The 14,169-nt window shown below is 45.0% G+C and carries 12 protein-coding genes and 1 riboswitch; of the genes, 10 read left to right on the top strand and 2 right to left on the bottom strand.

The window, feature by feature from the left end; translation table 11 throughout:
• Nucleotide 1 precedes the first annotated feature (1 nt).
• The 3 genes from BUR09_RS07680 to BUR09_RS07665 all read left to right on the top strand — a co-directional run bounded on the left by BUR09_RS07680 (nt 2) and on the right by BUR09_RS07665 (nt 3,494).
• The gene (locus tag BUR09_RS07680; RefSeq protein ID WP_074216345.1) at nt 2-925 is read left to right on the top strand and encodes an SPFH domain-containing protein; all 924 of its coding nucleotides are present in this window, start codon (nt 2-4) and stop codon (nt 923-925) included.
• A gap of 151 nt (nt 926-1,076) precedes the next feature.
• On the top strand, nt 1,077-2,201 hold the full coding sequence (gene tgt, locus BUR09_RS07675; protein ID WP_074216344.1) for a tRNA guanosine(34) transglycosylase Tgt: 1,125 nt from the start codon (nt 1,077-1,079) through the stop codon (nt 2,199-2,201).
• Between the two features lie 299 nt (nt 2,202-2,500).
• A riboswitch (glycine riboswitch) is annotated at nt 2,501-2,597 on the top strand.
• Nucleotides 2,598-3,095: 498 nt separating this feature from the next.
• On the top strand, nt 3,096-3,494 hold the full coding sequence (locus BUR09_RS07665) for a hypothetical protein (protein ID WP_074216342.1): 399 nt from the start codon (nt 3,096-3,098) through the stop codon (nt 3,492-3,494).
• A gap of 306 nt (nt 3,495-3,800) precedes the next feature.
• Here the strand turns inward: BUR09_RS07665 and BUR09_RS07660 are convergent, their stop codons facing one another.
• Nucleotides 3,801-5,819: a methyl-accepting chemotaxis protein gene (locus BUR09_RS07660; RefSeq protein ID WP_074216341.1), complete on the bottom strand. Its 2,019-nt coding sequence runs from the start codon at nt 5,817-5,819 to the stop codon at nt 3,801-3,803.
• 9 nt (nt 5,820-5,828) lie between these two features.
• Nucleotides 5,829-6,278, bottom strand: coding sequence for a cytochrome c family protein (locus tag BUR09_RS07655; protein WP_074216340.1), 450 nt, complete (start codon nt 6,276-6,278; stop codon nt 5,829-5,831).
• Between the two features lie 468 nt (nt 6,279-6,746).
• On the opposite strand from BUR09_RS07655, the gene BUR09_RS16830 reads away from it, so the two are divergent.
• From BUR09_RS16830 to BUR09_RS07625, 7 genes are all read left to right on the top strand, one after another.
• Complete coding sequence (locus tag BUR09_RS16830) at nt 6,747-6,914, top strand: hypothetical protein (protein ID WP_175566004.1); 168 nt, start codon at nt 6,747-6,749, stop codon at nt 6,912-6,914.
• A 67-nt stretch (nt 6,915-6,981) separates the two neighbouring features.
• The gene (locus BUR09_RS07650) at nt 6,982-8,112 is read left to right on the top strand and encodes an AAA family ATPase (RefSeq protein WP_074216339.1); all 1,131 of its coding nucleotides are present in this window, start codon (nt 6,982-6,984) and stop codon (nt 8,110-8,112) included.
• An 808-nt stretch (nt 8,113-8,920) separates the two neighbouring features.
• On the top strand, nt 8,921-9,784 hold the full coding sequence (locus BUR09_RS07640) for a YitT family protein (protein ID WP_074216337.1): 864 nt from the start codon (nt 8,921-8,923) through the stop codon (nt 9,782-9,784).
• A gap of 176 nt (nt 9,785-9,960) precedes the next feature.
• On the top strand, nt 9,961-10,083 hold the full coding sequence (locus BUR09_RS17130; RefSeq protein ID WP_281248139.1) for a hypothetical protein: 123 nt from the start codon (nt 9,961-9,963) through the stop codon (nt 10,081-10,083).
• A 289-nt stretch (nt 10,084-10,372) separates the two neighbouring features.
• Nucleotides 10,373-10,747, top strand: coding sequence for an ArsR/SmtB family transcription factor (locus BUR09_RS07635; protein ID WP_074216336.1), 375 nt, complete (start codon nt 10,373-10,375; stop codon nt 10,745-10,747).
• A gap of 8 nt (nt 10,748-10,755) precedes the next feature.
• Complete coding sequence (locus BUR09_RS07630) at nt 10,756-11,202, top strand: arsenate reductase ArsC (RefSeq protein ID WP_074216335.1); 447 nt, start codon at nt 10,756-10,758, stop codon at nt 11,200-11,202.
• Nucleotides 11,203-11,676: 474 nt separating this feature from the next.
• Entirely contained in the window at nt 11,677-14,079 is a 2,403-nt protein-coding gene (locus tag BUR09_RS07625; RefSeq protein WP_074216334.1) for an acetate--CoA ligase family protein, read from the top strand.
• Nucleotides 14,080-14,169 lie beyond the last annotated feature (90 nt).

Here is a 14,169-nt window from a genome sequence, read left to right as displayed (position 1 = left end):
CATGACCAGTCTTATCACCTCTATTGTTATCGCCGTTCTTGTTCTCATTACGCTGATTAAAACGGCTGTTGTCGTGCCACAAAGAAGCTCCTACGTTATTGAACGATTAGGTAAGTACTCCAAAACCCTTGAAGCCGGTCTGCATATCCTCATTCCTTTTGTAGACAAGGTAGCCTACCGCCGCTCTACCAAAGAAGAGATCTTAAACATCCCATCTCAGTCCTGCATTACCAGCGACAACGTTGTGGTTGAAATCGACGGTGTCCTCTACATTCAGGTACAAGATGTTATGAAATCCTGCTACGGCGTAAACGACTACTACCTTGCGGCAGGTCAATTGGCACAAACTTCCCTGCGCTCTGCTATCGGTAAAATCAGCCTTGATAAAACCTTTGAAGAACGTGACAGCATCAACGCCGCGGTTGTGAGTGCTATTGACGAAGCTGCACGCGAATGGGGCATCAAAGTTATGCGCTACGAAATTCAGGACATCACACCTCCTGAAACTGTAATGCATGCCATGGAACAACAAATGAAAGCTGAACGCGAAAAACGTGCAGAAATCGCAAGTTCTGAAGGCGACAGACAGTCCCGTATCAACCGTGCAGAAGGCTTAAAACAGGAAGCAATTGAACTTTCTGAAGGTGAAAAGCAGAAAAAAATTAACGAAGCAGCCGGTCAAGCTGAAGAAATCATGCTTATTGCAGAAGCTACTGCAAAAGGTATAACCATGATTGCAGATGCTATGGCTGCACCGGGCGGTGCTGAAGCTGCTAAGCTGAAAATTGCAGAACAGTTCATTAACGAGTTCGGTAAAATGGCTGAGAAATCAAATACCATGATCGTTCCGGCCGACATGGCAAACGTAGGCGGCATGGTCGCTTCTGCCACTGAAATTTTAAACAACGTTAAACTCCAAAAATAACGTTTGTCCTCCTACCTTCTTAAGGCTGCTTCTGATTTCTATAACCAGAAGCAGCCTTTTGCATTTCAGTCTGTTATATTAAAAACTAGGCTCCAATTTTTGATACACAATTTGGGATGACTTTGCGTGTGCTCCTGAGTATAGTGCCGCCATGGCAAAAATCGGAGAATTTACATTACACGCAACGGACGGAGCTGCCCGTACAGGTGAACTGCAAACTGCGCACGGCGTAGTGCAGACGCCTATCTTTATGCCTGTGGGCACGGTAGGCAGCGTTAAGGGCATTGCTCCTGACGACTTGAACAATATTGGCGCTGAGATCATTCTCGGCAACACCTACCACTTATACCTTCGTCCGGGCGACGATCTTGTTGCACGCCATGGCGGTCTGCAAAAGTTCAATTCCTGGAACAAACCAATCCTCACGGACAGTGGCGGATTTCAGGTATTCAGCCTCAGCGATTTACGAAAAATCAAAGAAGAAGGCGTCACCTTCCGCTCCCATCTGGATGGTTCCAAGCATCTTTTCACACCGGAAAAAGTTATCCAGATTCAGCGCAACCTGAACTCTGACATCATGATGGTGCTGGATGAATGCGTAGGCTTTGGCGCTGACAAAGAATACACTGCCCGCTCCTTGGAAATGACCACCCGCTGGGCAAAACGCTGTCGTGAAGAATACCCTCGTGGCGCCGGAGACAACCTTCTCTTCGCTATCACACAGGGCGGCTTCTTCAAAGACTTACGTGAACGCTCCATTGCACAGCTGACCTCTGAAGATTTCGACGGCTTCGCACTTGGCGGTCTGTCTGTTGGTGAAAGCAAAGAGAAGATGATGGAAATCTTATACCATTCCGCTCCTCTGCTTCCAAAAGACAAACCACGCTACCTTATGGGCGTCGGTACCCCGCTCGACATTATCAACGGTATTAACGCCGGCATTGATATGTTCGACTGCGTTCTGCCTACCCGTAACGCACGTAACGGCACTCTCTACACCTCACAGGGTAAAATCAGCATCAAGCGCAAAGAGTATGCCGAAGATGACGGACCGCTTGATCCGAACTGTAACTGTTACACTTGCCGCACATTCTCCCGTGCGTACTTGCGTCATCTGTTCCAGGCAAAAGAGCTGCTCTCTTTCCGTCTGAACTCTATCCACAACCTTACCTACTTCCTCGACACTGTTCGTGGAGCACGTAAGGCTATTCGTGAAGGTAGATTTGCAGAGTACAAAAAGTCTTACGAAGCTATTTATCCTAACGAAGTCGTATAACTACAAAGCGATACATTGCAGTTACGCTGCAAAAAACATAATAAAATACGTCCTGTTCACCATGTACAGGGCGTTTTTTTATTCCATATATGTGAAAATTATTTTTTTTCCTAAGTAATATAAGAAATTCAACCGCTGCGGTGTATTTTTTATTGCGTTTTATATCTGCTCACGATAAACAGAAATCTGCCTCAACATATGGATCTCGGTTGAAGGTAGCAGGAGAGACCGTCTTTTTTTCCCCAAAAAAAGAAACGGCGCCGAAGATGTAACTCTTTCAGGCAAAAGGACTGCTGCTCGGACGAGCCTCTGGAGAGACTCCGCAAGGAGCACCGAAGGAGCAAACTGCTTTCCCAGTGCAGTGAAACTCTCAGGTAAAAGGACAGAGTGGACCCATAAAACCATTATTGCGTTTTCTTGCGTCCTCTTTCCCTCTTTCCAGTCGCCCCGTGTTTCTTATTTAGGCACCGCTAATGCGGGCTTTTTTTGTTTCTATGCATATCAGCCTGCAAACTGGGAGCATTTGATTACGTTTGTAATCGCCTATGTGCGATACATATATGGGGGAATATAGATTCCCCTCCTGACTGGTTTGTTGTTGTGGTTGCGATGCGCCGGAGCTGTAAGTTCCGGCGCATCTGCATTTTTATAACATCCGCTTTTTTTCCTTCATATTTTCTTCCCTTCTTCGCCACACTCCTCCCCCCTTTATTTGGTATCTTGCAGTGCAACAAACATTATCATTGCTACCCCGCCATAAAAAAAGCACTACACTTTCATAGTACTCTTTTTTTATGGCACTATCTGAAGCTATTAATAGCGTTTTGTTTTTATCAATTTTTTCTGCCGTTACACTGCACCCAATATAAAAAATTATCTTCACAGGAGCTTACTATGCAAACAGTTTCCTTGAAAAGAAATGGCAAAGAAGACCTAGTATTTACAGGTGAATTGCTTGTGAGCCTTGATGACAGAGAATTGATGGGCGTGACACCAAACTGGTGGGAGCTGAAGCTGTACAAAACCTCAATCGGTAAATTCATCCTCTCTTCAACATTCCATATCAACTATCCTAGCAGACGCACCCTGCACGGGGCACTCAGTTTCTCCAAAGCTGAACACCTGCAACACTACCTCGTAAACGAATGCAACGGACCTACAAAAATCGCTGACGAATTCATCAACAGAGCTGCCAAACGGGATCAAGCATTTCAAGCAATTCTCAACAATCAGAAAGGGGGATCTGCTTTCAAGCAACCAGCCAGCAGACCTGTTGCGTCAAAGGCATTCTAACATTTCGCTAAGGTAAGTTTGTCAGCCGGACCTTAACAAACAGGGGTAGGTACCCCCTGCATCCCAAAACAAACAAAGCACCTATTAGCGGTCTACCAAAAGAAATCACGGAAAAAGGATGAAGCATCTGCTTCATCCTTTTTCATTTCACCTTGAGTACACAGAAAAGTTCTTCTTCCTACAGCTTGATCAAACAATATCAATGAATGATTAACGATAGAAGCTAACTACATAAGACAAAAAAAGGGCAGAGTCATTGCTCTGCCCTTTCTTCTTTTCCTATACAATTGCTATAGCTAGCTCAGCCTAGGAACGCATATTCTCAATAATACCATTCAAATCCTGTGCAAGCTGTGCAACCGATTCTACCGCTACAGTAGATTCTGTCATGGCAGCAGCTGTCTGTTCAGAGATGTCATTAATTACCGTAACAGAACTATTAATCTGTTCACTTGCAGCAGACTGCTCTTCTGATGCAGTAGCAATTGCACGAACCTGATCAGCAGTTGCTTCAACCATTTTCATAATTGATTTTAATGCCTCACCAGAACGGGTTGCAAGCTCGGTAGAATCATCCACAAGCTCTACAGCTCGTTCTGTAGCCTCAACGTTCTGCTGTGTGCTTGTCTGAATTGCACTTACATACTCAACAACTTCGCGAGTAGCATTCATTGTCTTTTCTGCAAGTTTGCGCACTTCATCCGCAACAACAGCAAAACCGCGGCCCGCATCACCTGCTCGAGCAGCTTCAATAGCGGCGTTTAATGCAAGCAAGTTTGTCTGGTCTGCAATATCTTCAATCACGGTAATAATCTGACCAATACCATCTGCACGACGACCGAGTACAGTCATCTCTTCTTTCAAAGCCTGAGCTTGGTCAGCAACAGCATGAATTCTCTCCACTGCCTGATCAACAACCTGACCACCTTCAACAGCTTTTTCCTGTGTCGATGCTGCTAGTTCGGCTGCATCCGATGCGTTACGGGCAACCTCAAGAACAGATGCATTCATCTGCGTCATGGCACTTGCGGATTCACCTGTAAGCTTCTGCTGTTCATCAGCACCGTTACTCGACTGTCGTATCTGCGCCGCAAGCTCTTCAGAAGCAGAAGATACCTGTTCTGAAATGGCACGTGCAGAATTTGCGGCCTGAGTAATCTTCTCGTTCTGTTCTTCAACTCTGCTTTGTTGCCTACGCATGGTCGTCATGTCTGTAATCATCACAAACACACCAAGCATCTTGCCATCCAGATCATAGATAGGCGCGGCATCAAAAATAAGGGTGAGTTCTTCACCTGCAAAGTTTTCCAAGACACCTTCATTACCGGTAGAAGGTCTGTGCGATGTCATCACATCACTAATAATGCGATCACAACATGGATCGTTAACAACAAAATCAGAGACCGCAACACCCTTGTAATCAACCGGCGTTCCAGCAATCCCCATCAAATCAATTGCTTGCTGGTTTGTCGAAGTAACCTTGCGGTCAACATCACAGATAAGAATAGGTGCCGTCATGCCGCGCAAAACGCCCTTGGAGAAACCAAGTTCAACCTTGAGCTTATCAACCATTGCACCAAGGTTTTTAGACAAATTACCAAGCTCGTCTTCACTGTTCACCAAGAAATGTGCGTTAAAATCACCATTACTAATGGCATCTGAAGAAGAAGCAATCTGTTCAATAGGACGAATAACTACTTTACGAATGAAGAACACAACACTCAGGACGAGAACAAGAAGTCCGGCAAATGAAATCGCGATGTTCTCATACATTTGCAACGCGATTGTATCCATAGCCCCTGAGATGTCTTTCGTAATAACTAGCTGTCCGAGAATTGGTTTTGATGCACCGTGACAGTGCTTACAGGAGGGCGCGTTTGGAATTGAGATAACTCTGACAAAAACAGGACTGTCGCCACCGCTCACAATCAGATTCTCTTTTACAGGCTGTTTTAATGCTCGTTTTGACACATCCGCAAAACCATCAATAGGTAATAGTTCTGCTATCTGCTTATCAATGTCAGCCTCTTGTGTTGAATATGTGACTTCACCTGCAAAATCTGCAAGATGAACTTTCATATCAGGATACTCTTTCCCGAGGCGAACAAATTCTCCCGTTGTCCCTTCATCGTTACCGACAACCATCGGACGCTCGATAGCTTCCTGTACCAGTTGCGATGTCTGCGTCAAAGACTGACTCAGTTGTTCCAGCATTCCATCATGCTGCAAATAGGTGGAAGTGCCTATCAGAACGGCGAACACAACAAACGAAATAAAGGTAATTAAGAGCGAAATCTTCGCACCTAACGAAGTCCGTATCGACATTATGTCCTCCTAGTGTGCACCACTGTTTACAAGCGGTTTAAACCCAAAATCGTTCACACGAGCAGCGCTATGGCATACCGTGCAATCTTTTGGATCAGGCTTACGCTTGATTAAATCAGGATCGCCGTCTTCAGCATGTGCCGCACCAGGTCCATGACATGTTTCACACCCTACATCTGAAAGTTCCGGAGTCTCTTCGTAGCTAACAAATCCCCCTTGCTTGTACCCTGTCGTATGACATTCGTAGCACTCTTGTTGCTCTGCCTTTGTAAGTTTTGGCGCCATAACCACAATACTCTCCCACGATTTTGCTTTTTTAGAGTATTGCATAAAACGACTGTGCTCTGCTTCATGACATTCACCACATGCAGCCGAACCCACAAACTTAGCTGCGAAAGCAATGCATGGCACACACAGAACCAATACGAGAGCAACAAGAAAGACTCTCTGGTTTTGCATAATTTCTTTCTCCCTTTTTGGAAGAGTATAAGCGTACATCCCTCGTACGCTTGCCCGAACACTCTTCACGACAACACCCACGTATTTCCTTTTTTATAAGGAACCTCTTCTATACCCCATCGGTTTACATTGCTATTTCTTTAACTTTTTACAAAAAAGACAATACGACAGATTAAAAACTGGCTGAGCATTCAACCTGCCACAAACACTCACAACATACTTTTTTTATTAGATAAAATAAACAAAGGCAAACAAATTAGCAAAACAGCAACACGGCATTTGCATGATCATATACATACATAAATGCCACTACAGATTCAAAACGCATCTACACAATAAGAATATACTTTTTTCAATATCATATGTTCTTGCTGCACTCACATATTACACTGCTAGTGGAGAAACTAAGACACTCACTTTACCAACCGTGCATAAAAACAATATCCATTTTACTTTGGGGAATAATAAATGGTTCAAGATCTTAAAGTTTCTGAATCGCGTACAGTACGAAACATCTTGCTCGTTATAATCTGTATAACGTTTGCAATAGGCGTATGGCGTATTCTGGTAGACACGACACCAAACGACATTCCTAAGGCAGAAAAAATAAGTATTGAAGAAAAGAACGTAGATTAAAAAAACGATCATTCACATAGCTGAAATTGCATTACTTACTTGCCTATAGGAGTAAGCGGAGGAATTCATGCCTACAATTGAAGAAGCTCTATACATAAAATTAGAAGCCAGTGATCCGACTATTGCAGGTGCTCTACATAATATGCTGTGTGAAATACACTTTACACATCTGATAAACACACTTCAGCTTACCAAGCCAGAAGTTCTTGTTATCGGCTGCACAACATATTCTAATGAAATTAAAGATCGTATTATCGAGGCAAAAAAACACAACTACGGTGCAGTGTATGTTTGTGCATCACAATACACAGAAGGCAATAAGCACGAAGCACTTATTTCTGGAGCACGGGACTTCTTCAGCTATCCCGTGAGCAAACTTATTTTGCAACGGGCACTGGAAGACTATCTTACAAGCCGAGCTGTCGATCCAAGCAAAGCTCATCGTTCAAAAGTAATTGCCGTTATGGGTGCACGAGGCGGTTCAGGAACAACCTCTGTTGCTGTAAACCTTGCAGCGTGCTTTGCAAAAGAGGGCAAGCAAGTCGGTCTGCTTGATTTTTCCAGACCGTATGGAGACGTGGCAACCTTTCTAAACACACCATGTAAACGGGACAGAAGGCATGCTGCAAAAGAAATTGAATTAATGAATGCATCATATATGAAAAGCGCCATGTATCATCACAGTAGCGGAATACTGGCACTAGTAGCGCCTGAAGTGACTTTGGGAACAGGAAGTGTTGTTCCAGAAACAGTTTCCGCCATGATCATAGCCGCCGCAGATGCCTTTAGAACAGTTGTTATTGATATGGGAAGCAGGGTTGATGCCGGTCTGTACAGAGTAATGGAAATGGCTGACGACAGCCTGCTTATAACAATGCCTACAAAACCTTGTATGGGAAGTGCCAAGCGTTTTGTACAAACCATCACGGCAGGCGGTTTTGAAAACTTCTGCAAACTGTCCTTGGTACTTAACGGATGTATTTCCGGTAATACGCTCTCAAAATTTGAAATGGAGAAAACCATTGGTGTAGACTGCATCACATGCCTGCCGGACGATCAAAAGGGAACTTTCATTGCTATCAACGACGGGACCCCCTACTGCCACCTATTCCCTGATTCACCACTCACGAACAGCTTACAAGAACTTGCAGTGCTCTTACACCAACACGAATGTCCAGATGACTATGAAGAAGAGTAATAACCAATTCAAGAGCTACATTCTTCAGACTGGCTACATGGTTAGCCAGTCTTTTTTAATGCAGTACCTCGTTCCCCATCTTCTGCCTTTATAACCATTCTTGCCTGCTTGTTCATTTTTTCTACAACCTGCCAAATATTACGTCTTAATAACGCTCAAAACACCATATGGTAAATTCTTCACTAATACTCTTTCGTATGTAGTAAAACTACTGGCAGTAGCCATCACTAGACGTCCGTTCCCCGTTAGAAAGCCCGAATAGCCACAGTTCTTAAAAAACAACTTCACGAACATAGTCGGCAGACTAAGTCTTCAAACGCTAACAACCTTGATTATAAGACATAATACAGCCCCTTCTTTACATTCTTTGTGAAAAAAATCTTTATTAAAAAAAGTTTTTTTTCCACTGGACGCTGCAAAAACTATCGTATAGATAGCCCGTCATCAGGCACGGGGACCAGAAATTTTCCTGCCCCTTTTTATTAATTTTAACCAAGGACTTTGTATGCAGAATACGCAGATCGCCAATAGTCAGATAACGCTTTCCAGTATGGAAAGCATCTTTGCGTGCGTATTCCACGAGCCTTGGAATACGCTCGAACATACGCGGCTGCGATAAGCTGCGACTTTTATTGCTGTTACAAAGGCTCGGAACATTGTGTTCGAGCCTTTTTTTTATATAAAAAACCAATTTCGGCATTCGCCACATATGCGGCCTGCCAAAGCACAACGTTACTTGGCGCACAGAATATCCTGAAACCGGCCTTACCGGAGCACAATCTAAGCTGTAAAACAAAAGGAAAGCACAATGCAGTTTAACCGTCATGCTCTTGCCTACTCCCTTCCGTGGAACATTTTTCTTCTCACCCTCGGCTCAGTCGTTTTTATCGTGGGATACAACGGCATTGCCGTGCATCACAATTTTATTCCTGCAGGCCTTTACGGTTTCGCAGTTCTCGGAAGTTACCTCAGTGATACTTTTACCACTTCACAGTGGTACCTTATCTTCAACATCCCGATCTTTGTTATTGCGTGGCGCAGTGTCGGCAAGAGATTCTTCTTGTTGAACCTTTACTGCATGCTCCTTGTAACATTTCTTACACAATATTTTTCTCTGAATCTCCATATTCAGGACAGACTGCTTGCATCTATTGCTTCCGGTGTCATTATGGGACTCGGCAGCGGCATCATTTTGCGCTCTTTCGGTGCTGGTGGTGGTTTTGATGTGCTCGCTGTTATTCTTAACCAAAAATTCGGCTTGCGTATCGGTGTATTCTACTTCGTTATCAACGCAATCCTCATGAGTCTGATTGCGGTACGCTTTAACCCTGACCTTGTTGTAACCACACTGATCATGCTCTTTTTAAGCTCGTACGTAACTGAATATGCACTTTCCATGTTCAACCAAAAAAAGGCTGTACGAATCATCTCTTACAAAAACGAAGAGATAATGGCACAGATGCGCCGTGCCCGCCGCCTGAACGGTACGCTCGTGTGGGGTACCGGATCATATTCCGGTAAAGCAGTCAGCATGTTGTTCTGCATTACAGACAACATCCGTATGAAACAGCTTGAATCCATAGTTTTTGATACAGATCCGAACGCAATTTTCATTGTTGAAAACACATTCTCTGTTGTTGGGGCAAACTTCAACCCACGCAAGAAATACTAGTTCGAGTACCTGTATACCATAGCGTAAGAAGCCCCCGTCAGGCTGCACAGCGAATTTGCTGTTGCCGGATGGGGGCTTCTTTTTTATCTGTCCAAAACAGCAGACTTACTCTTACATATGCTTGACGAATCCCGAATATCTGGTGACTCTGCTAGTCGGTCAACCTTGGAGAAATTATGTTCAAATTATATATCTATACAGCCATACTAAGTATCATACTTACAGGTATGTCCACTGGATGTACTGTAAAAGCTAAAGGCAACTACACAATTGAACATACTATTCAACGAGTTAAATAGGAGAACACGTTGTACCGTGCAGTCCATACCGTAACACACAATTAAAGCTGTCTGCCCCGAATCTTGACAGCCATATGGACGACACGATATTTAGCCAAACAACTAAATGAAGCGCCCAACAGCTTCATAGGGAATGTCGACGCCTTAAAAGCAAATTTTTTTAGCAAGCACAGTGTAAAAAAAGTGACGGGGAAACAAAGTATTTCACTCCGTCACAGAACTGTCCACGCACTGTAACATGCAGTTAAAGAAGTTAGCTTTATGTGTAAACACATGTCCCGGGACGATTATGCAAAAACTTACTCAGACTTTGAAAGCGCTATCCGACCAGAACCGACTTCGCATTGTCATCGCGTTAATGGAAAACGATGAACTATGCGCCTGCCAGTTTACAGAACTGCTGGGAATAGCCGGTGCCACTGTCTCACGCCATTTAGGCGTGCTGCACAATGCAGAGCTTATACAATTTAGAAAAGAAGGCCGATGGATATTCTACAGACTTAACAAAGACATCGAATATCCAAAATCGCTTCTGGCATGGATTCACGAACAATCTGAAACTTGTACCGAAGTACAGCAAGACCTTATCCAACTACAGAAAATTCTTTCCAGCGCTCCTGAAGATATCTGTAGAAAACAGCGCAGTGCTTGCTGTTCTGACTAGGAACAACCATGAGCAAAAAAATTAATATTCTCTTTTTATGCACAGGCAACTCCTGCCGCAGCCAGATGGCGGAAGGCTGGACAAAACATCTTAAAGGCGATGTCCTTAATGCCTATTCTGCCGGTATTGAAACCCATGGCCTTAACCCGAATGCTGTAGCAGTAATGAAAGAAGCAGGTGTGGATATTTCTTCACACACTTCCCAGCTGCTTAGCGAGTTTGACGATATCTATTTTGATGTTGTGGTTACCGTGTGCGGTCATGCACATGAGACCTGCCCTTACTTTCCGGGCAATGCGAAAGTCGTCCATGTAGGCTTCCCAGACCCTCCTGCACAGGCAAAAGAGCTTGCAGAACAAGGGGCATCTGAAGAAGAACAACTAGAATGCTACCGTAAAGTCCGCGACGAAATTAAAGCGTTCGTTGAAACTCTTCCGGAATCCCTTGGATTATAGCCACTACTGAAAACGGTGTTCACTAAAAAATATGACTTACTTTTCAAACCCTTGTCGTTTTTTTGTTTGAACATCATGCATCGTAACATAAATGTCACATGCGAAATATACATTGTTTCTGTCAGCCATTAGCAACTATGGTGACAGCAACTCTATTCTATGTCTTACTGTATGGGCCAGCAACTACCATACGCCAAGACACCTAATCGGGGCAGGAAACCTCTCTCTCCCTGCCCCGATTATTTAATTCCTGCGTTACGCAAGCCCCCTCTTTTATATCTCCCCCCACTTCCAACTAAAACCCTTGCCATTTTCTTATGCTACTAGCGTATTTTTTTGTGCGTCTACAACTTCAAGCAACTGCACTCCCCAATCCTTTTTCCACATAGTCGAAAACAAAAACACATCGAAGACAAAAACGTCAAAAGTTCGTACAGTTGTTTTTCCTACAGATTTTTTTCAAGTGAGACGGCTATGAACACATTGATAGATTTTGAAAAGATTACCCAGTTGTTTTCCGCTGCTGACACAGAAGGCAGGGACTTTCTATATGAATATGAAGTGTACAATCTGTTAGCTAACTCTGGCGCAGAAACACCACCTATTGCAAACCTTCTTCCTCGAGGCGCACGTTTTTCCGATGAAGAGCTTATGGCAATTCCGGGCGAAAAGGCTGTACTCAAAATCGTATCCCCTACAATCATTCACAAAACAGAAGTAGGCGGCGTACGCATTGTAGAAAAACAACCATCAAAAATCCGTTCTGCTGTCCGCGCCATGCAATACGAAGTGCCGGAAAACTACGCAGCATACATCGAACGTAATCCTGACCATGCACCGGAAGCCTACAAGGGGCTGAAAAATGAAGCGCTGATTAAAGCCATCAGCCGCGATCTAAAAGGTGTGCTGCAAGTACAGTTCATGCCGCCAGATTCCAGTGCATTCGGTAACGAACTTATTGTTGGTCTTCGTTATACCCGTGAATTCGGCATGGTAATCAGCGCCGGTCTTGGCGGAACAGATACCGAACTCTATGCCGAGCGTTTCCGTAAAGGACAGGCTATCGTCGCAGCCTCCACTGAACTTGTTGACGGTGAAGCATTCTTTGCCCTGTTCCGCAAAACTATTTCTTACCGCAAACTTGCCGGTCTCACACGCGGTCAGCGTCGTATCGTCACTGACGAGCAGCTCATTGAGTGCTTCAGTTCCTTTATTGAAATGGGACGCTACTACTCTCCTTCCAACAGCGATGCTCCATTCACAATCCAAGAGCTTGAAATCAACCCGTTTGCGTTTACAGACTATCTAATGGTTCCACTGGATGGCATGTGCCGCTTCGGCAAAGCCGAAAAAACGGCTAACCCGCGTCCGATCAACAAAATTCATAACCTCTTGCACCCAGAGCGCATCGGCATCATTGGCGTTTCCGCAACCCGCCGCAACTTTGGACGAATTATTCTCGAAAACATTCTTGCTGAAGGATTCTCTAAAGAAAACGTCACGCTTATTCGTGAAGGCATCGACGAAATCGACGGCGTTCGCTGCGTACCGAACCTTGCAAGCTTAGATCACAAGCTTGATCTGTTCGTTGTTGCTGTTTCCGCAGCCCAAGTTCCAGAACTTGTAGATGAAATCATCACTCTTGATGCTGCCAACAGTGTTATGCTCATCCCTGGGGGCATGGGTGAGACTCAGGACAGTCAAGAAAGAGCAGCTGAAGTTATCGCCCGCATCAATGCCACCCACTCAAACGGTGATGGTGGACCAGTGTTCCTCGGCGCCAACTGCATGGGCGTAGTCTCCCATCCTGGTAATTACGACACATGGTTCATTCCGGAAGAGAAGCTTCCAAAGAACCGTAGCACTACACCACACCGCGCAGCGCTTATCAGCCAGAGTGGCGCCTTTATGCTGCATCGATGCAGCCAGAGCCCTGAACTGCATCCTAGCTACATGATATCTATGGGCAACCAGACAGACCTCACCCTTGGAGACATGGTTCGATATTTCAAGGACGCAGACAATGTAGATGTAATTGCGGTTTACGCAGAAGGATTCAGTGACTTGGATGGTCTTGAATTCTGCAAAGCAGTTCGCGAAGCCATCCTCAACGGCAAAGAAGTAATCTTCTACAAAGCCGGTCGTACCCCTGAAGGAAAAACAGCCACCAGCGGTCATACCGCCTCCCTCGCTGGGGACTACATGGTATGCGAAAGCTGTGTGCGTCAAGCTGGTGCACTCGTAGCCCGTACCTTCCAAGAGTTTCAGGATCTCTTCCTGCTTGCAGAAATGCTCCACAACAAAAAAATCGCTGGCAACCGCCTCGCGGCTATCAGCGGTGCAGGTTTCGAAGCAGTAGGCATGGCAGACTCTATCCACTCCGACGATTTCCAGATGGATTTAGCGCAGTTCAGCTCCAGCACCAAAAAAGCCATTGGCGCAATGCTTGAAGCAAACAAACTGCAATCTCTGGTAACCATCCAGAACCCGCTTGACCTTACGCCAAGTGCAAACGACACACTGCATGCAGAAGCAGTCACAACAGTCGCGAAAGACAAAGCTGTCGACTCCATCATCGTTGGCCTCGACCCGCTCTCTCCTGCAATGCACACGCTCGCAGAGCCAACATTACCAGCCTTTTCCATGGAAGACAGTAGTTCCATTGCCAACATACTGGTAGAAGCGGCTAAAAAGTCTTCCAAGCCAATCATTGGTGTTATCGATGGCGGCAGACTTTACGATCCACTGCGCGACCATTTCCTACAGAACAACGTGCCAGTCTTCCCAGTCTGCGACCGAGCCGTCACCGCGCTCGCGCTCTACTCCGAATCACGGCTCCGCGTTGAAGAAATCCGCGCTACTAACGAACGTTTTTAAAAGTACTTTTTTCTTTGTCTCCGACGGCTGGGGAAAACCTTTCTGTAGAAAGGTTCTTCCCCAGCCTCCTTTCCAAAGACTTTTATTTAG

The sequence above is a fragment of the Halodesulfovibrio marinisediminis DSM 17456 genome, assembly GCF_900129975.1.
Classification (GTDB): domain Bacteria; phylum Desulfobacterota; class Desulfovibrionia; order Desulfovibrionales; family Desulfovibrionaceae; genus Halodesulfovibrio; species Halodesulfovibrio marinisediminis.
Note: the sequence above shows the minus strand (reverse complement) of the source record. Positions and strands in the feature narration are given on the sequence as shown.